This window comes from Tianweitania aestuarii (assembly GCF_018457165.1).
GTDB lineage: Bacteria > Pseudomonadota > Alphaproteobacteria > Rhizobiales > Rhizobiaceae > Tianweitania > Tianweitania aestuarii.
The window spans coordinates 146,560-164,898 of record NZ_JAFMNX010000002.1 but is presented as its reverse complement, the minus strand read 5'-3'; the positions used below and the strand labels follow the sequence as shown (position 1 = coordinate 164,898).

Annotated in this window: 19 protein-coding genes; 7 read left to right on the top strand and 12 right to left on the bottom strand. The window is 61.1% G+C overall.

What is annotated here, in order from left to right:
* Positions 1 to 52: 52 nt before the first annotated feature.
* The 7 genes from JYU29_RS08980 to JYU29_RS08950 form a co-directional block, all read right to left on the bottom strand.
* Positions 53 to 2,098, bottom strand: coding sequence for an ASKHA domain-containing protein (locus JYU29_RS08980; RefSeq protein ID WP_213984477.1), 2,046 nt, complete (start codon positions 2,096 to 2,098; stop codon positions 53 to 55).
* A 76-nt stretch (positions 2,099 to 2,174) separates the two neighbouring features.
* Complete coding sequence (locus JYU29_RS08975; protein WP_213984476.1) at positions 2,175 to 3,146, bottom strand: methyltetrahydrofolate cobalamin methyltransferase; 972 nt, start codon at positions 3,144 to 3,146, stop codon at positions 2,175 to 2,177.
* Between the two features lie 31 nt (positions 3,147 to 3,177).
* Positions 3,178 to 4,041: a methylenetetrahydrofolate reductase gene (locus JYU29_RS08970; protein ID WP_213984475.1), complete on the bottom strand. Its 864-nt coding sequence runs from the start codon at positions 4,039 to 4,041 to the stop codon at positions 3,178 to 3,180.
* A 17-nt stretch (positions 4,042 to 4,058) separates the two neighbouring features.
* Complete coding sequence (locus tag JYU29_RS08965; protein WP_213984474.1) at positions 4,059 to 4,361, bottom strand: virulence factor; 303 nt, start codon at positions 4,359 to 4,361, stop codon at positions 4,059 to 4,061.
* 111 nt (positions 4,362 to 4,472) lie between these two features.
* The gene (locus tag JYU29_RS08960) at positions 4,473 to 5,144 is read right to left on the bottom strand and encodes an exopolysaccharide biosynthesis protein (protein ID WP_213984473.1); all 672 of its coding nucleotides are present in this window, start codon (positions 5,142 to 5,144) and stop codon (positions 4,473 to 4,475) included.
* Between the two features lie 81 nt (positions 5,145 to 5,225).
* The gene (locus JYU29_RS08955; RefSeq protein WP_213984472.1) at positions 5,226 to 5,801 is read right to left on the bottom strand and encodes a DUF4893 domain-containing protein; all 576 of its coding nucleotides are present in this window, start codon (positions 5,799 to 5,801) and stop codon (positions 5,226 to 5,228) included.
* 33 nt (positions 5,802 to 5,834) lie between these two features.
* A complete protein-coding gene (locus JYU29_RS08950) occupies positions 5,835 to 6,470 on the bottom strand; it encodes a DUF1638 domain-containing protein (RefSeq protein ID WP_347879873.1) in 636 nt (211 codons plus the stop codon).
* A 103-nt stretch (positions 6,471 to 6,573) separates the two neighbouring features.
* Here JYU29_RS08950 and JYU29_RS18320 point away from each other — a divergent pair, with 103 nt between their 5' ends.
* Positions 6,574 to 6,729 (top strand): entericidin domain-containing protein, encoded by a 156-nt coding sequence (locus JYU29_RS18320; RefSeq protein ID WP_250157318.1) that lies wholly within the window; start codon positions 6,574 to 6,576, stop codon positions 6,727 to 6,729.
* A 107-nt stretch (positions 6,730 to 6,836) separates the two neighbouring features.
* Here the strand turns inward: JYU29_RS18320 and JYU29_RS08945 are convergent, their stop codons facing one another.
* Positions 6,837 to 7,535 carry a corrinoid protein gene (locus JYU29_RS08945; protein ID WP_213984471.1) on the bottom strand — a complete coding sequence of 233 codons (699 nt, stop codon included), beginning with the start codon at positions 7,533 to 7,535 and terminating at the stop codon, positions 6,837 to 6,839.
* A gap of 265 nt (positions 7,536 to 7,800) precedes the next feature.
* Here JYU29_RS08945 and JYU29_RS08940 point away from each other — a divergent pair, with 265 nt between their 5' ends.
* The 3 genes from JYU29_RS08940 (at position 7,801) to JYU29_RS08930 (ending at position 10,653) form a co-directional block, all read left to right on the top strand.
* Positions 7,801 to 9,381, top strand: coding sequence for a trimethylamine methyltransferase family protein (locus JYU29_RS08940; protein ID WP_213984470.1), 1,581 nt, complete (start codon positions 7,801 to 7,803; stop codon positions 9,379 to 9,381).
* A 261-nt stretch (positions 9,382 to 9,642) separates the two neighbouring features.
* On the top strand, positions 9,643 to 9,807 hold the full coding sequence (locus tag JYU29_RS08935) for a hypothetical protein (protein WP_213984469.1): 165 nt from the start codon (positions 9,643 to 9,645) through the stop codon (positions 9,805 to 9,807).
* Positions 9,808 to 9,897: 90 nt separating this feature from the next.
* A complete protein-coding gene (locus tag JYU29_RS08930; RefSeq protein WP_213984468.1) occupies positions 9,898 to 10,653 on the top strand; it encodes a dienelactone hydrolase family protein in 756 nt (251 codons plus the stop codon).
* Between the two features lie 55 nt (positions 10,654 to 10,708).
* On the opposite strand, the gene JYU29_RS08925 is transcribed toward JYU29_RS08930, so the two are convergent.
* From JYU29_RS08925 to JYU29_RS08915, 3 genes are read right to left on the bottom strand one after another with little or no spacing between them, the layout of a single operon-like run.
* Positions 10,709 to 11,524 (bottom strand): DUF1206 domain-containing protein, encoded by an 816-nt coding sequence (locus JYU29_RS08925; protein WP_213984467.1) that lies wholly within the window; start codon positions 11,522 to 11,524, stop codon positions 10,709 to 10,711.
* 58 nt (positions 11,525 to 11,582) lie between these two features.
* On the bottom strand, positions 11,583 to 12,596 hold the full coding sequence (gene bmt / locus JYU29_RS08920; protein WP_213984466.1) for a betaine--homocysteine S-methyltransferase: 1,014 nt from the start codon (positions 12,594 to 12,596) through the stop codon (positions 11,583 to 11,585).
* Positions 12,597 to 12,651: 55 nt separating this feature from the next.
* Positions 12,652 to 13,494, bottom strand: a complete 843-nt coding sequence (locus tag JYU29_RS08915) for a helix-turn-helix domain-containing protein (protein ID WP_213984465.1) — start codon at positions 13,492 to 13,494, stop codon at positions 12,652 to 12,654.
* Between the two features lie 162 nt (positions 13,495 to 13,656).
* Between JYU29_RS08915 and JYU29_RS08910 the strand changes: the two genes are divergently transcribed.
* The 3 genes from JYU29_RS08910 to JYU29_RS08900 are packed head-to-tail and all read left to right on the top strand — an operon-like array spanning position 13,657 to position 15,658.
* A complete protein-coding gene (locus tag JYU29_RS08910) occupies positions 13,657 to 14,670 on the top strand; it encodes a fatty acid desaturase (protein ID WP_213984464.1) in 1,014 nt (337 codons plus the stop codon).
* Between the two features lie 46 nt (positions 14,671 to 14,716).
* A complete protein-coding gene (locus JYU29_RS08905; protein ID WP_213984463.1) occupies positions 14,717 to 15,463 on the top strand; it encodes a phosphate/phosphite/phosphonate ABC transporter substrate-binding protein in 747 nt (248 codons plus the stop codon).
* A 24-nt stretch (positions 15,464 to 15,487) separates the two neighbouring features.
* Positions 15,488 to 15,658, top strand: a complete 171-nt coding sequence (locus JYU29_RS08900; protein WP_213984462.1) for a hypothetical protein — start codon at positions 15,488 to 15,490, stop codon at positions 15,656 to 15,658.
* 62 nt (positions 15,659 to 15,720) lie between these two features.
* On the opposite strand, the gene JYU29_RS08895 is transcribed toward JYU29_RS08900, so the two are convergent.
* Positions 15,721 to 18,336: a GcvT family protein gene (locus tag JYU29_RS08895; RefSeq protein WP_213984461.1), complete on the bottom strand. Its 2,616-nt coding sequence runs from the start codon at positions 18,334 to 18,336 to the stop codon at positions 15,721 to 15,723.
* Positions 18,337 to 18,339: the final 3 nt, after the last annotated feature.

The following is an 18,339-nucleotide window of genomic DNA, read 5'->3' as shown; positions in this document are numbered from 1 at the left end:
TCGTTGGGCGCGATGGCAAGCGGCTGATCGGGAAAGCGACTGTTCCAGTTTCCTAGTCGCGTCCGCGCCGGCCCTCACGTCCGCGCCGACGTCCTCCGCCGCCATCGCTTGCTGCATCTGCAAGCACCTTGCGCGGCGGCAGCTTAACCTGCTCGGCCAGCTTAGGGAAAAGATCGACCTTGTTCGGCAGCGCCATGGCATGCACGAAATGCTCCTGGAACTTCGGCTCCAGCGCCGTTTCGATCTTCTCGATCCTTTGCACGGTCGCCTCGATTTCGCGCCGATGGTCGCGATTTAGCAGGGCCATGAGGGCGCCGGTGCCGGCTGCATTGCCCACGGCTTTCACTTCGCTCAGATCGCAATCGGGGATCAGACCCAGCACCATCGCGTATTTCGGATCGATAAAGGAGCCGAAGGCGCCAGCGAAGCTGATTGTGTCGACTTGGGTCACGCCCTGCTTTTCCATCAACAGCTTCACGCCAGCATAAAGCGCGGATTTCGCGAGCTGGATGGCTCGAATGTCGTTTTGCGTGACCGTGATGCGCGGCGTGCCGTCATGCAGGAGATAAGAGAAGGTGCGGCCGTTGGGCAGGATACGCGCGCTGCGCTCTCCCATCGCGCCATCCACCACGCCGTCTTCGGAGATAATGCCGGCCAGATACATTTCCGCGACGACTTCGATGATCGCCGAGCCGCAGATTCCGGTGACGCCGATCGCTCCGATGGACTGGGCAAAGCCGTCCTCATCTGACCACTTGTCCGAACCGATGACGCGGAACGTCGGCTCCAGCGTTTCGGGGTCGATGCGCACGCGCTCGATCGCGCCAGGGGCCGCACGCTGGCCGGACGAAATCTCCGCGCCTTCAAAGGCCGGGCCGGTCGGGGACGAAGCCGCGACAACGCGTTGACGATTGCCCAGCACGATCTCGGCATTGGTGCCGACATCCACCAGCAACATCATCTTGTCTTGCCGGTACGGACCTTCCGACAGCGTTGCGCCGGCGGCATCAGCGCCAACATGGCCGGCGATGCAGGGCAGGATGTAAACGCGCGCACCATGGTTGATGTCGAGGTCGATTTCACTCGCCCAGCTATGCACCGCACCGGAAACAGCCAGCGCGAATGGCGCCTGTCCGAGTTCCGTTGGATCGATGCCTAGGAACAGGTGGTGCATGATCGGATTGGCAACGAAAACCGAATCCAGAATGTCGTTGCGATCGACATTGCCTTCTGCGCAGACCTTGGTGATCAGCTCGTTGATCGCTTGCCGCACGGCAACCGTCATGGCTTCCCGGCCATCCGGGTTCATCATCACATAAGACACGCGGCTCATCAGATCCTCACCGAAGCGAATCTGCGGGTTCGAGGTGCCGGAAGAGGCGACGACGCGGCCCGACAGCAGCGACACCAGATGGATGGCGATCGTGGTGGAGCCGATATCGCAGGCAATGCCGTAGGCTTCGTTCTTGAGGCCGGGCCACAGCGCGATCATGGTTGGACGCGAGGTCTCAAGATCGCGATGAATGGCAGCCGTGACGCCCCAGTCACCCTTGCGCAGGATCTTCTGCACTTCCGGCATGAGGTGCTGCGAAACGAGAAGATCGGTCCAGCCCCAATCCTTTTCCAGCATGACCTTCAAGCGGTCGAGATCGCCCAGCGGCTTGTGCATGTCGGGCTCATCCACCTCGACATAACAAAGCTGAACGGCGGGATTGCGCTCGATAAGACGGTCGCTCGCGGCCTTCCGGATCGTTTGCGTGTTGATGACGGTGTCTTGCGGCACGTCCACCACCAGATCGCCCTCGATCGTCGCAGAGCAGGACAGGCGGCGCCGCTCCGGCAGGCCTTTCACCCGATCGTAGCGCTCTTCCTTCGCACCTCTCGGTGAAATGTGGTCGTTTGACGAGGTGATCTTGTGCTTGGCGAAATGGCCTTCCTGTACCTCGATCTGACACCGTCCGCAGGTGGCGCGCCCACCGCACACGCTTTCGACATAAACGCCGAGTTGGCGCGCGGCATCGAGCACCGTCGTGCCGACAGGAAAGTTCCCGCGCTTGCCGGATGGCATGAACAGGACGAGAGGATCGGAAGCGGTCATGGCAGCATCATTTCAAACAAGAAGGCCCTCAACAGGCAGAGCCTGAGAGGGCCGGTTCATCAAGCGCCCGGTTGGTTTATCCCCGGTTCGTCCGCGCTTCGCGTCCACCGCGGCGCCGTCCGCCGGCTGCGGAGCCTTCGGCGCCGGGTGTGTTGACGGCAACAGGGGCAGGAGCGGCGTGTTCGCCTGGCTTGTAGTCCTTGTAGGTCTTGATCCAGGTCGTGCAGTTCTCGTCCGTGCCGGCCAGAACATTGGCGCCGCGCACGGCTTCCATTTCCTGCGGACGGCAAGGGTTCATGATCGCCGAAGTCATGCCGGCGCCGATCACCATCGGGATGAAGGACGCGTTGATGCCATGGCGATGCGGCAGGCCGAAGGAGATATTCGACAGGCCGCAGGTCGTGTTGACCTTGAGCTCCTCGCGCAAACGGCGCAGCAGCGCGAACACCTGACGGCCGGCATCGCCCAGCGCGCCGATCGGCATCACGAGGGGATCGACCACCACGTCATGCGCGGGAATGCCGAAATCGGCGCAGCGCTCGACGATCTTCTTGGCGACCGCAAAGCGCACATCCGGGTCCATCGAGATGCCGGTCTCGTCGTTTGAGATCGCGACTACCGGCACGTTGTACTTCTTCACCAGCGGCAGGATGGCTTCGAGTTTTTCTTCCTCGCCCGTCACGGAATTCACCAGTGGACGACCCTTGGCAACCTTGAGCGCGGCCTCGATCGCAGCCGTCACCGAACTGTCGATCGACAGCGGCAGATCGACGAGGCCCTGCACGATTTCCATCGTCTGCACCAGAAGCGCCGGCTCCGTCGCGTTCGGATCAACAGCGGTGACGCCGGCATTGACGTCGAGCATGGTGGCGCCGGCGGCAGCCTGTTCCAGCGCGTCCTTGATCACGGTCTCGAAGTTGCCGGCAACCATCTCCGCGGCCAGCTTCTTGCGGCCGGTCGGGTTGATGCGTTCACCGATAACGCAGAAGGGCTGGTCGAAGCCGATAACGATTTCTCGGGTCGCGGAAGCGACGATCGTGCGGGTCATGTGTGTGATGGCCTTTGGTGATCGGTTTCGGTTAAGCAAACAGTGCAGAAGGATATGCAGATGTGTTTATATCCCAAGATCCGCGTTTGATAAGCCATTCGGTCGATTTCTTCAACCCGCCGAACGGAAAGACGTGGATCTGGGTGATGGGCGAACTCGGTCGCTGCGAACTGGCTTCGATCGGACCGACAACTTCTTCCGGGTTGTGGCCCACGGCAAGCGCGGTCAGCGACATGGCGTTGCGCTTGAGGAAGTCGATCGAATTGCCGACGCCGCACATGGCCGCATATTTGATGAGGGTGGGGAACTTGGCCGGACCAGCGACACCGAGGTGGACCGGCAGGTTAATGCCTTCGGCGTGCAGACTGTCGGCCCAGCCGATGAACTTGGCGGGATCGAAACCGAACTGGGTCACGATGCGTACGTCGATCCCCGTACGATCGGCGTAAGCCTGCTTGTCGCGTAGCGCCTGCATGGCGGAATCGATGGAAAAGTCGGGGCTGCCTTCAGGATGGCCGGCCACGCCCATGGCCTTGATGCCGTTGCGCTCGAACACGCCGGTGTTCAGCACCTCCATGGCGGAAGCGAATTCGCCGGCCGGCTTGTCCAATCCGCCGCCGATCACCAGCACGTCGCTGACGCCGGCTTCGTTCACCGCGCGCATCACGCGGTCTTCGAGGGAAGCGCGCGTGGTCAGCCGGCGGCAGGCGAAATGCGGCACCGGCGTGTAACCCAGTTCGCCGACGCGCTTGGCCGCTGCCGTCAGATCGTCGATCGTGTCGGTGCCGATATCGGTGATGTAAACGCGTGTGCCGGCTGGAAAGAGACCGGGAAGCTCGGCTGATTCGAGTGCCTGTTTGGGCACGATCTCAATGGATGCGGGTATGTGAATCATTGCCAAGCCTCCTTCGGCTAGCCGTCGCTGCGCCCGCCCGCCTTCACCAAGGCGACGAGCTTTTCACGGGAATATTCCTGTTCCAGATGCGCCATCGCCTTATCGGCCTCCGCTTCCAGATCGTCGGAAACGGGCTCGGGCGTGGCGCGCCGCCAGTCGGCCAGATAAGCATCGGTATCGCCGGCACCGGTGCGCATGGCGCACATATCGATGGCCTCGGTAAAGCGCAGCGACAGTTCGCGTTTGGCGCTCTGCCGGCCTTTCTTGACGATGACCTGTGCGGGAATGTCCCGCCAATAAACGACGACCAAATCGGCCATGCTTTACGCCCTCTGCGTCTTGGGGTTGACGTTGCAGTATGTCCTTGTCTGCCGCTTGTTATGCGACGACGTGGGCGCATTCAAAAGCGACGTGACTGGCTTTGGCTGGTTTTACCAGAACCAGGCTGAAACAGCCTGCAGCGCATAGGTGACCGTGCCGGCCAGCGCCACGATCAGAACAACGGAAAATGCGCCCGCTGCGCAGGCCACGCCGAGCAAAACACCATCGCGCTCGGATAGGGCCAGAGCCGCGAGGGCGATGGTCAAGGCGGGGAACCAGTTGCCGAGCGGGATCGGCAGGGTCACGAGCGTGCCCATCACGAGCGCAAGCAGGCCGATGACGCGCTCGTCGTAGCGATCGGGCAGGGGCCAGACACGCGGCTTGATCCAGCGCTCGAGCCAAACAAGACGGGGAATGAAGCGTTCGGCCAGCGCACGAAACTGCTCGGCCTGAACGGAGCGCACGAGAATGAATTCCGGCAGCCAGGCGATCTTGCGGCCCCACACCATCTGCGCCGAAACGATCATCAGCGGCATGCCGAGCACGAGGGTGGTGCCGGGCGGCAAGGGCAACAAGTTGATGGCGGCAAAGAAGATGAGAAGGGTGGCGAAGCTGCGATCTCCCAACGCGTCGCGGATCTGGCGCACGGTGACGGGGCCGTTGGCGTTATCGGCGAGCGACTGAAAAACCTGTGACAAGCGCGGCGGCAGCGCTTCTTCTTCTTCCAGCTTGATCTGTGGAGCCTCGGTCGTGTGTGGCCCGAAGGCGGGGTCTTCAATCATGAGGCGTGTGGGTTCCTGGAATGCAGCGGGCCAGCCCCGTAAAAGGGATCATGGCAGAGGTTCACGACAATCCCGCGTGCATCATCGACGCAATTCAAGAATATCGAGCTTCGATTCAAACGCAGGTTCGGGAAACTCGATCCGAAAACCCTTTGCCGTTCGAAAGGCATAACCGACCTGATCGGCCTTTGCGTCCGTTTTATAGCGCTTTGGCTGTTCGCCGGCCACGAATTGCGTGCCGAGATAGATCAACCGGTGGTCGCTGTCGTCGTAGAACCGGCCCTGTGTGCGTTGTGATCCGCTGGTCTTGTTCAGAAACCAGCCCGCGCCGTCATCGGTTACGCGGCACTTAAACCAGCCATACACAACGGCAGCAGGATCACCGCCGAGCTTGATCGTGCGGCACTGCCAGTCGCCGGTCATATCGAAGCCGGCAAAACGCGCCAACCGTTCGGTAATCACGGTGTTGATGATGTCGATGTCCTGCTTGTCGCCGTTTTCCCGCGCATCGGTGAGAGCGGTCTTGCGGGTTATCTCGTAGTTCTGCAGCCGTGCTGCATCCTGCTTGGTGATGATGCGGGTGATGGCGCCATCAGCCTGGGCAACAGAGGCTGCGAGCCCGATAAGACCAAGGGCGAAAAACAGTCGACGAATCATGATTGTCCTTTCATCCTTCCGGCCAATCGATCCTCACAGGCTTGGCGCAGAGGATACTGCTGCAGCGCGTTGCAGGGCTGGTTCCAGGTCACCGTAGCCGGTAAAGCGATACTCGTATTCCAGCCCGAGATAATCGGCCGCCCATCTGGCTTTTTCCTGCAGGGCGGGATCATCTGTCTGCGCGAGATAAACGACCTTGGTGTAGTTCCCGAACACCATGTCGCGAAGTTCGGGATGCTTGTCCAGCTTCAGCGGCTCGATCACGAAGGCTTCGAACTGGCGCGTGATCAGGTCGGTGAGGTAAAACGCGGTGAACTCGGTTTCGGTGCTGGCCATGAAGCGGTTATTGCCGCTGAAGAACGCGTAACAATGCGGGCCTTCGATGCGCTCGATGCCTTCTTCTTCGCAGATCTTGTCCAACTCGCCTTGGGTGCCGCATTCGGCATAGCCGATAAGAATGCGGCGGTAGCCCTTTTCCCGCGCCAGGCTTATCTGCTCGCGCATGGCCGGTGCGATCTTTGCGGGGTAAACGTGCCAGATAGCCGGCAGGCAGGTGAGATCCACACCCGCAAGCTTGTTCAGCTTCGTGACGGCCAGAACCTCGCGCGCGATCGCGCCGCAGGCGATCACCAGAAGGCGTTCAGCGACCGGAAGTGAGCCCTCGGCCACCTCGCTCGAAACAGCTTCTACTTTATTTCTGATTCTTCGCTGACGCATGGGAACAAGTCGGCTTGTTTGTCGTTTTTGAGCTGAAACAACTGAGGGACGATAAATGACCAAGTCGCGCTTTGCTACCATCGCTGTTCTGGCCGCCGCGCTTATGTCCGCTGCATGTGCCAACACCATCCGCGGTGTGGGTGCGGATACTGCTAACACTGTGAACGCCACGCAGTCGGCTGGCCGCAACGTTTCGAACGCTGCGCAGTAAGTAAAGCCCGAACCGGACGCCGCGAGATCCGCCGCCGCCGGTTCATCTAAAACAAAGGCCGCGATTTCGATCGCGGCCTTTGTTTTGTCTGGATGCCTTCGATCAGCTCAGGCCGAAGCGTGGACGTTGTGCTTGCGTTTCATGAACTGCTTGGCCGTTTCCACGGCCACTGCCGCATCGCGGCAGTATGCATCGGCGCCGACAGCCTTGCCGAACTCTTCGTTCAGCGGCGCGCCGCCAACCAGCACGACATAGTCGTCGCGAATGCCCTTTTCCTTCATCGTGTCGATCACCACCTTCATGTAGGGCATGGTCGTGGTGAGCAGGGCGGACATGCCGATCAGGTCCGGCTGATGCTCTTCGATCGCGTTGAGGTAGTTCTCGACCGGATTGTTGATGCCGAGATCGACCACGTCGAAGCCAGCACCTTCCATCATCATGCCGACGAGATTCTTGCCGATGTCGTGAATGTCGCCCTTCACGGTGCCGATCACGAGCTTGCCCTGCTTCGGCGCGTTGGTGGCGGCCAGAAGCGGGCGCAGGATGAACATGCCGGCCTTCATCGCGTTGGCCGACAGAAGCACTTCCGGCACGAACAGGATGCCATCGCGGAAATCCTCGCCCACGATTCGCATGCCTTCCACCAGCGCTTCGGTCAGGACCTTGTAAGGCTCCCAGCCGCGTTCCAGCAGGATGTTGGTGCCTTCCTCGATTTCCTCCTTGAGGCCATCGTAAAGGTCGTCATGCATCTGCTGAACGAGTTCGTCGTCGGAAAGCTCGGACAGGATGATTTCGTCGTCAGACATTCTGTGCTCCCAGGCATGCGGCGCTCTTTGGTCGAGCGAGGCAGTCTTGCATAGTCTATTCCGCAAAGTGCGGCTTACGCATAGTCATTTTGCGACGCGCGTCGAGAAGAAAGCGACTGAAATCTGATTGAAAGTCTTGTCGATTTTGCGACACGTGCTGGCGCAGCCAAACCGTTTCGTCAGGGGTGCTCGACTACCATCACCGGAAAGGTCTATGAGCCGGTTCTTCAGGGTGCCCCGGTTTTCGAGTTCAGGAAAGCGAAAGATGAGCGATACAGTTGCGGCTGATCAGGATGCGGCTGCCGGCGGCGGTCGTCGGGGACGCGGTGCAAGCGGCGGAGCGGCAGCGCGTCGCGCAGCCCGCACCGGTGGCGGACCAGGCACCCAGCTCACTTACATCAAGCGCAAGATCAACAGCTTCGAGGTCCTCAACGAGGAAGGCCTGGCGCTGATCGAGCGTAATGCGGACACGGTGCTCGAAGAGATCGGCATCGAGTTTCGTGACGATGCCGAAGCGCTCGCCATGTGGAAGGAAGCGGGCGCCGATGTGAAGGGCGAGCGCGTTCATTTCCCGCGCGGCCTGTGTCGCTCGCTGTTGAAGACCGCTCCGTCACAGTTCACACAGCATGCCCGCAATCCAGAACGCTCGGTGCAGATCGGCGGCAATGCGACGGTGTTCGCTCCCGTTTATGGCCCGCCCTTCGTTCGCGACCTCGAAGGCAATCGCCGCTATGCGACGATCGAGGATTTCCGCAACTTCGTGAAGCTCGCTTACCTCGCACCGTCGATCCACCATTCGGGCGGCACGGTCTGCGAGCCCGTCGACGTCCCGGTCAACAAGCGCCATCTCGACATGGTGCATGCCCACATGACCCTGTCTGACAAGCCCTTCATGGGCTCCGTCACCGCGCCGGAGCGTGCGGAAGACACGGTGTCGATGGCGAAGATCCTGTTTGGCGACAAGTTCGTTGACGAGAACACCGTCATCATCAACCTGATCAATGCCAACTCGCCGATGGTGTTCGACGAGACCATGCTGGGCGCGGCCAAGGTCTATGCCCGCAACAACCAGGCTTGCATCGTCACGCCGTTCATTCTGGCCGGCGCCATGAGCCCGGTAACGGTTGCCGGCACGCTGACGCAGGTTCTGGCCGAGGTTCTCGCCGGCGCATCCTTCACGCAGCTGGTTCGTCCCGGCGCGCCGGTTCTGTTCGGCACCTTCGCATCCTCCATCTCCATGCAGTCGGGCGCGCCGACCTTCGGTACGCCGGAACCCTCGCTGGTGTCTTACGGCGCGGCGCAGCTCGCGCGGCGTCTCGGTCTGCCGTTCCGCACCGGCGGCTCGCTCTGCGCTTCGAAGGTTCCGGATGCGCAGGCGGCTTATGAAAGCGCCAACACGCTGAACTCCACGCTGCTGGCCGGCACCAACTTCGTGCTGCATTCGGCAGGCTGGCTCGAAGGCGGTCTGGCGTCCTGCTATGAGAAGTTCATGATGGACGTGGATCAGCTCGGCATGGCGCAGAAGCTCGCAGAGGGCGTCGATCTCAGTGAAAACGGCCAAGCCATGGATGCGATCCGCCAGGTCGGTCCCGGCAGCCATTATCTCGGTTGCGACCACACCCAGGCGAACTTCCAGTCCGCGTTTTATCGCTCCTCCATCGCCGACAACAATTCCTACGAGCAGTGGCTGGCAGAAGGCGAGAAGACGGCGCCGCAGCGCGCAAACGAGTTGGCGCGCCGCTGGCTCGAAAGCTACGAGGCGCCGCATCTCGATCAGGGTATCGCCGACGGGCTCAACGACTTCATCGCCAGGAAGAAGGAGTCCATGCCGGACGCCTTCACTTGAAAGGAGCCCGATGACAGCCGGGCTAAAGTGGCTGGACTGATCCACAAGGAAGTCTGGAGAAGCGCCTTCTCCGGACCGAAGTGACGAAACAAGCGCGCGTGGCTGTTCAAGCCATGCGCGCTTTCTCGTTCTGCGTCTCGGTTGAGCGATTTGTCAGGAGCGTAATCAAGATTCTGCCACATTATGGGAACCGCAGCGCCTCGGGATGATTGTAGCTGCGACGACCATGTTTTTTACTCCAGATATTCAAGGGACCTGATCATGAAGAAGATTCTTTCCAGCGCCGCCATCGCCGTAATGATGCTCGCAACCGCAGCTTGCACGAGCACGGGTGGCAGCAGCAGCCAGATGGACACGCAGTCGGGCGGCTCCAACGCAACTGCCGAGCAGACCGAGCGCGGCGTACCGACCCAGGCAGCCGAATAAGCTGCAACGACGCTTCAACAAAAGCCGCATCGCGCTCGCCGCGATGCGGCTTTTTGCTATTTAGACTGGTTCGAAACCAAGGAGAGGCCGATGCCGTTTAGCGAACTCAAGATCAAGACCGCCGATGGCGAGGCCGGTGCCTGGCTGTTTCGACCCGACACCCGTCCTGAAACGCTGAAGACCGGCGTCATCGTTTACATGGACGCCTTCGGCCTGCGTCCGGCGATGAGCGAGATAGGCGAGATCCTGGCCAATGCCGGCTATGTCACCCTGATCCCCGATCTGTTCTACCGCAATGCGCCTTATGGTCCGTTCGACGCCAAGACTGCGTTCAAGAACGAGGACACCGCCAAGGAATTGCGCGGCATCATGAGCGGCACCACGCAGGCCATGACGATCAGCGATACGGCTGCGTTTCTTCAAACGCTGGAAGGCGAGGGCGTGACGCGGGTCGGCGCTGTCGGCTACTGCATGGGCGGTCCGCGGGCGCTCAACGCTGCGGCGCATTGTCCCGATCGCATCGTGGCCGCTGCGAGCTTCCACGGTGGCAATCTTGCGAGCGACGCCGAAGACAGCCCGCACAAGGCAGCCAACAAGATCAAGGGTCGCGTTTATGTCGGCTCGGCCGGCGTCGACAAGAGCTTCCCGCCGGAACAGTCCGCCAAGCTCGCGCTAGCGCTACGCGAAGCGGAAGTCGATCACATCATCGAAAATTATGTCGGCATGCAGCATGGCTGGGCCGTGTCGGACCACGACATCTATGACCCTCAAGGCGCCCAGCGTGCCTGGACGCGTATGCTGACCTTGTTCAACGAGACGTTGGATACCGACGCCAGCGCCAGCTGAAGCTCTACGTCAAACCAAGGGCAGGGCGCGTCGATCGCGCCCGCCCGAAGTCTGGTCAGGCGTCGACTGGATCCACCCTGCGCCATGCGGCTTCAGCAAAGGAATAAAGCGCAAAGGCGATCAGCCCGACCGCAACGGCGATCAGCAGCACGCTGCCGAATGGCAATTCGTGGATAAAGTTGAGCGCATCTTCTGTGCCGGGCTTGCCTTCGCCCGCAAGTGAACCGTGATAAAACAGCAGAACGGCTAGCACGACAAAGATCGAACCGCGTGCCACCAGGCCGGTCACGGCAACGGGCGCGATCTTCGTCTTGGTGTCCTCATCGAGCTCCATATACTTTTCATAGCCGCGCTTCCACGCCTTGATGAAATGCGCGATCGCGACACCGGCCAGGATTGCGGCGAGCGCGAATGCCGCTGCCGTTCCGCCGATAATACCCGTGACCCAGTCGGAAAACGCACCCGCGCCGCCTTCACCGCCCGAAGCCGAGCCGCGCCACAGTGAGAACGTATAGGCGGTCAAACCGAGATAGGTGATGCCCGACGCCGCCAGGCCGATGCGGATCGCCGTGCCCTTGGCCGACAGCCCGTGATCGTCGGGATCGAGTGCGGCCTGGATGAACCGCCACAGCGCATAGGACAACAGGCCGAGGATCAGGATGATCGCGATCACCAAACCGGGACCGCTGGCCATCAGCGTCTGAACCGCGCCTTTGGAATCGGTTGTTCCACCGCCGCCTCCCAGCCCCGAAAGAAGGGCGAGCCAGCCGATCACCATGTAAACCATGCCGCGTGCGGTATAGCCGACACGCGCCATTGGTTTGATCCAGGGCCGGCTTGCATGCGCTGCCGATGCGATGTGTTGTTCCATGAATGTCTCCGCCTTTTGCGGAGCTTAACGGCCCTTTGTCGCTGCCGTTCCTTAATCTTTAGCCACGGCGGCGACGGCGGCCGCCTTCATTGCCGGATGCGGCGCCACTTTCATCGGCCTGCTTGTTGCGAAGCGGCCCGATGCGGCTGGTGATCGTTTCCACCGTGGGACGCTCGGCTTTGCTGTGCCCGTCGATGGCGTCACGCATCGCCTTCAGGTGGCCGAAGGACGTCCCGCAGCACCCGCCGATGATCGTTGCACCAGCGTCCATGGCAAGACGCGCATAATCCGCCATCAGCTCCGGCGTGCCGGAATAATGGATGTCGGTGCCGTGGAATTCGGGAATGCCGCAATTGCCCTTCACGATGATCTTGGCGTCGGGGCGCGCAGCGGTCATGTCCAGCAGCGAAGACAGGATGTCGGAGGCACCAACGCCGCAATTGGCGCCGACCGCTTCCGGTGCCTGTGCAAGTCCGTCCGCCACGCCGTGAATGTCCTTGGGGTGCAGGCCCATCATGGAGCGGCCGGCCGTGTCGAAGGACACGGTGTAGGTATAGGGCAGGCCGACCTTGATGGCCGCGTCTGCCGCCGCCCGTGCTTCCGCCGGTGCCGACATGGTTTCGATCCACGCTACGTCCACGCCGCCCGCCTTCAGGCCTTCCAGCTGTTCTACGAAGGCTTCGACGGCCTGGTCATAGGTCAACGCGCCAAGCGGCTCGAGCAATTCGCCCGTCGGCCCGACCGAACCGGCAACGATCACCGGGCGACCGGCCTTTTCGGCAACCGAACGCGCGATCAGCCCCGCCTGCTTGTTGAGTTCATGCACACGGTCCTGCGCGTGATGCAGCTTCAAACGGTGACGCGTGCCACCGAAAGAGTTGGTGAGGATGATATCGGCGCCCGCATCCACGAAGCCCTGATGCAGGTCGGCGATCTTTTCCGGCTGTGTCTCGTTCCACAGTTCCGGTGCTTCGCCGGATTCCAGACCCATGTTGAAAAGGTTCGTGCCTGTTGCGCCGTCGGCAAGCAGAACGCCCTTTTCCGCGATCAGTGTATCGAGCGGATTGGCCATGATGGTCTCCGATGTCTTGAGGTTGAAGAAGACATAAAGAAATCTTTATGTCCGGTCAAGCAAGCTGGTCGTGCAGCGAACGCGCGAAGCCCGCCGCTTCATGGGCATGGACCTGTGCCGAGCGGATCAGCGTATCGAAGTGGCGCGTCAGCGTGCGCACCGGCTCTGTGGCATTGAGCACCAGATACATGTCGCCAACATAGATCGCCGCCCGGATCGATCCGAACACGGTATAAGGTATCGAGTAACGCTCGAGCCCGTCATAAAGAAATAGCCGGAAGCTTGGATAAAGATCGTCGAGCAGCCGCGCCATATGGGCCAGCTGCGCCTTGCGCTCGGGCGCTGGGAAGTCCGTCCACATGCCCATGCCGCGCGCGAAGATCTCGAGCGTGTGCCGGGGCATGCAGACTTCCATGTCTGTTTCCGGTCGGCGGTTGTAATCCAGGCGCGATAGCGTTTCATCGATCTGGATCTCGCTGTTGCGATGCGTGCGCGAGGATTCATAGGCGATCAGCGCTTCGGTGCGCAGAAGGTCGGGCATGCCAGCCGGCACATAGCGGATCTTGGTGCCTGCCGCTTCCGCATGCCAGCGGGCAAGCAGCGCGCGATCATTGCCGCCGAGACCTTCTTCCATCTCCATGTTGACGCGCAGCTCGCCCGTCGCTCCTTCGTCCTGGCTCAGCCCCATCAGCCAATCGAGCGAAACCTTGTGCTCGGCCGCGATGTTCAAAAGCGTTTCAGCGCGCGGAAGCCGCGTCGTTGCGCCCGACATGAGCTGGGACAGCGCCGAGCGGTCCAGCCCGACCTTGGCGGCAAAAGCGGACTGGTTGAGGCTCGAGCGCTGAAGCAGGATCTTCAAACGCTCACGGAAGAGGGCAGAGAGGTCACGCTTGTCCATATGTGGCAGTTTAGAACATGATGCGCACTTTGCGCAACAAACGGGATTTTCGCTGCGCAGAATAAACCTTTGTGCGCAAAACGCGCGTTGCAGCGCAGCAAACCTGCTGACAGTTTAGTGTCAGGGAGTCGGGGGACTTCCAAGCTAATTTGAGAGAAGTTCATGGCGAGCAGCCCATCTGCCGCGCGGAAACGTGCGTCCAAAATCGAGTGGCCGACCCTGGCCTTGATCGTCGGCTGTTACGGCGTCTGGTTCCTTGCCGGCTGGATGCTGTGGCAGGACCAACCCGTTGCCGCCCTGCTGGTTCTGGCGCTGGCCGTCGCCATGCAATCCTCGTTGATGCACGAAGCGAGCCACGGACATCCGACGCGAAAAGCGATCTGGAACGAGATCCTCGTCGGCCTGCCGATCGGCCTGATCTATCCATACCGCCGGTTCAAGACGCTGCATCTGCAGCATCATGCCGATGAGAACCTGACCGATCCGTTCGACGATCCCGAAAGCTATTACCGGGCTCTTTGGCAGCATCGGAACCTGCCGCGCGCCCTGCAGATGCTGCTTTCCGTGAACAACACGATGGTCGGCCGCTTCGTGCTTGGCCCGGTGCTGGCGAATGTTGCCTTTCTTGCAACGGACCTGAAGCTTTTGGCTGCCGGCGACAAGGCGGCGCAAAAGGCCTGGCGGCATCACCTGATCGGTCTCGTCATCGTGCTGCCTATCGTGCAGGTCGGCTTCGGCATGCCGCTCTGGCTCTATGTGCTTGTACCGGTCTGGCTCGGCCAATCCTTCGTCGCCATCCGGACCTTTGCCGAGCATCAATGGTCGGAGCGGCCGGATGGGCGCACGGTGATCATCGAACGTTCGCCGCTGGCACTGTTGTTCCTCAACAACAACCTGCATCTGGTGCATCACAAGAACCCGACCGCCGCCTGGTACAAGCTGCCGGCGCTTTATGCTGCGCGTCGTGAAGAATGGCAGCGCATGAACAACGGCTATGTCTTCCCGAACTACTTCGCGCTGGTGAAAGCCTATGCCTTCAAGGCCAAGGAACCGGTGATCCATCCATTCCTGCGCCGGTCGCCGGAGCTCGGCCGCGCTTTCCGTCCCCGCATCCGTGCGCGTTCGGTTCATGGCGCGGGTACGGCTCCGGTGCCGGCTCAGCCAGCGAAAGAATAGCGGCCGCGCCATTGCATCGGTGTCGGGAAAATCGGAAAAGGCGCGCATGTCCTTGATTGCTGCTCTTCCGATGTATGACTGGCCCGAAGTTCACCACGAGGTGGACGCGCAATGGCGGCCTATCCGTGACCTTCTGAGGCAAGACGGCATCGATGCGCCGGACGAACTGACGCGCGATGCCGATCTTGCCGTTCTGTGGCGCAGCCCCGACCTGATCTTCGCCCAGACATGCTGGGGACCGATGGAGCTGGGATTGAGCGAGGATGTGCTCGTCGTCGGTCAGTCCGATTACGAGCCGTTCGAGGGTGGGTCCGGCCCGCTGTATTCGAGCGCATTCCTGATGCGCAAAGATGAGGGATCGCCGATTGAAGCGCCTGAAGGCACTGATGCCATCGTTCCGCTCGATCTCCTTCGCGGCAAACGCTTCATCTATAATTCGGAAGATTCGCTTTCGGGCTACGTCAGCCCCATGCGTGATCTGCACGCCCTTGGCAAAGGCATCGATGTCTTTTCCGAAGCTCGCGCCAGCGGTGCGCATCGAGAATCCGGATTGGCGATTGCGCGGGGCGAAGCGGATGTCTGTGCCTGCGATTGCCGCAGCTGGTCGCTGTTCCAGCGCTTCGAGCCGGAAGCTGCTGCCAAGCTTCATCCGGTCGGCTGGACGGCCAAGCGCACCGGTCAGCCCTTCATCATGGCCAGGGCATTGGAGCGCCACGAGCCAAAGCTGCGTTCCGCGCTTTTGGAAAGCGGCATTACCTCTGCGGAACTTACGGAGCGTCCACGGGTTGCCTAAGCAAGAACCTGCATGGAGATTGTAATGGACGGCTTTTCCAGTCTTTGGTCACTAACCGTCGTTCTCGGTCCGATCGTGCTCATCGTCTTGATCGCGTTTGCACTGATCCGCCGACGCCGCCTGACGCCTGCCGAACGTGTTTCGCAAAAGGCTGAAACCGAGCGCGGCTACAACGAACCAGAGCAGATGCACTGACACGAATAAAGAAGGCGAGATCACCATGATCTCGCCTTTGGCTTATCTTGAGATGCGTGGCATTAACCGCGCATCTTTTCCCCGGCCGGATCGAACAGTGGTTCGACATTGATCCGCGCCTTGCAGCGCTTGCCCAAAATTTCGATCTCGAACAGGTCTTCACTTTCGTTCTCCGCGAGAGCGGCGGGCACATAGCCCTGTGCCAGCGACGCCTGAACATAATGCGCGTAGCCGCCCGACGTCACCCAGCCCACCACACGCCAGTCACCATCGCGCAGACCGAGCACCGCCGACGCATCGCCATCCGTTTCAGAAGAGGGCGACTTGGCAGTCGCCTGCATTGCTGCACCCGTGCTGTCGAAGCGTGGCGCGCCGTAGCCATGCGGTTTCTCGACCGTGCCGTAGTCGGTGTCGCCGATCTTCGCCCAGATCGGCTCATCGCCCATCACGTCGGCATCCACCGCATCCACGATCATCGAGACACGCCGTAGCATCGGTTGGCCGGCGTCCAGCGCTGCCTTCTCCTTGGCAGCCGCTTCGCGGCCGATGAAGTCGTTCTTTTCCAGCTTCACGAAGCGATCCATGCCGCCTTCGAACGGTCCGTAGATCGGCCGCAGCTCGCGATACCAGGTGGGGAAGTTCTTCTCCAACCGCATGGAAAGCAGCGCCCGCATGCCGAAGTCGGCGATGCCGAACTCTTCGCCGGCCTCCTTGATCGCTTGGTAAACCAGCCGCTCATAGGTCGGCTGCATCCAGATCTCGTAGCCGAGATCGCCGGTATAGGAGATGCGGTTCACCATGCAGGGTGCGCCACCAACTGCCATCTCGCGGAAGTCCATGAAGCGGAAGGCCGATGTGGACACGTCTACATCCGTCAGATTTGCCAGCAGCGCCTGGCTCTTCGGTCCGGCAATCGCCAGACCCACCAGCGTCTGATCGAAGCGATGGATGCGCACCGAGCCATCACCAGGCAGACGCTGCTCGAACCAGCGCATGTGATATTTCTGCGCCGCCGACGAGCCCCAGATCATGAAGCGCACGCTTCCCGCCTTGGCGCCCATATTGGCGATCGTGAAGTCGCCGATCAGCTTGCCAAATTCGTTCAACATCGGCGTCAAAACGATGCGGCCGGGCTTGGGCATGCGGTTGGTCATGAGGTGATCGAGGAAGGCCCGAGCACCCGGACCCGACACTTCATACTTCGCGAAGTTGGCGATCTCGGTCACGCCGACCCGTTCACGCGTCGCGCGAACCTCGTTTCCGACGTTCTTGAAATCGTTGGAGCGGCGGTAAGAAACGATATCCTTCGGTTCCGTGCCTTCGGGCGCGAACCAAAGCGGTGTTTCGAGGCCCCAGCTGTCTCCCATTACGGCATTCTGCGCTACCATATCGTCGAATAGCGGCGTGGTTTGTGCAGGTCGTGCGGCGGGAAGCTCCTCGTTGGGGAAGCGGATCGAGAAGCGGCGTGAGTAGTTTTCGCGCACCTTGGCATTGGTGTAGCGAAGCGTCGCCCACTCGCCGAACCGCGCGACATCCATGCCCCAGACGTCGAAACCGGGATCGCCGTTCACCATCCAGTTCGACAACGCCAATCCCACGCCGCCGCCCTGGCTGAAGCCCGCCATGACCGCGCAGGCGCACCAGAAGTTGGTGAGGCCCTGCACCGGTCCAACCAACGGATTTCCGTCGGGGGCAAAGGTGAAGGGCCCGTTGATGATCTGCTTGATGCCGGCTTTCTCGATGCCTGGAAAATGGCGGAAGCCAACCTCCAGCGAAGGCGCAATGCGGTCGATGTCGGGCTGCAGCAATTCATGCCCGAAATCCCAAGGTGTGGTGACCGGAGACCAAGGTTTGCAAGCCTTCTCATAGGTTCCGAGCAGAACGCCGTTGCGCTCCTGCCGGGTGTAGATTTCACCTTTGAAATCCATCACGCCGATCATCTCGCGACCCGTGGATTTGTTGAACTCCATGACTTCCGGGATGTCTTCCGTCAGAAGATACATGTGCTCCATGGCCAAGAGCGGCAGTTCGACACCGACCATGCGGCCGACCTCGCGCGCCCACAGCCCGCCGCAGTTCACCACATGCTCGCAGCGCACCGTGCCGTTCACCGTCACCACATTCCAGGTGCCGTCGGCATCCTGCGTCAGTTCGGTCACCGGGTTGCGCAGCACGATCTCGGCGCCCAGTTTCTGAGCGGCCTTGGCATAGGCGTGGGTCGTGCCGGAGGGGTCGAGATGGCCTTCGACCGGATCCCACATCGCGCCGACGAAGTTCTTTTCGTCCATCAAGGGGAACATCGCCTTCACTTCCGAAGGCGTGATCAGCTCGGTATCCATACCGAGATAGCGGCCTTTGGCGTGGCCGAGACGCAGGAAATCCATGCGCTCGGGGCTGTCAGCCACCATCGCGCCGCCGGTCAGATGCAAGCCGCAGGATTGGCCGGAAATCTCCTCCAGCTCTTTATAGAGCTGCACCGTATAGGCCTGCAGCTTGGCGACGTTCGGGTCGCCGTTCAGCGTGTGGAAGCCGCCTGCCGCATGCCAGGAAGAGCCTGACGTTAGCTCCGAACGCTCGATCAGCATCACATCGGTCCAGCCGGCGCGGGCCAGGTGATAAAGCACCGAACAGCCGACGACGCCGCCGCCGATGACAACCGCTTTGACATGGGATTTCATGAA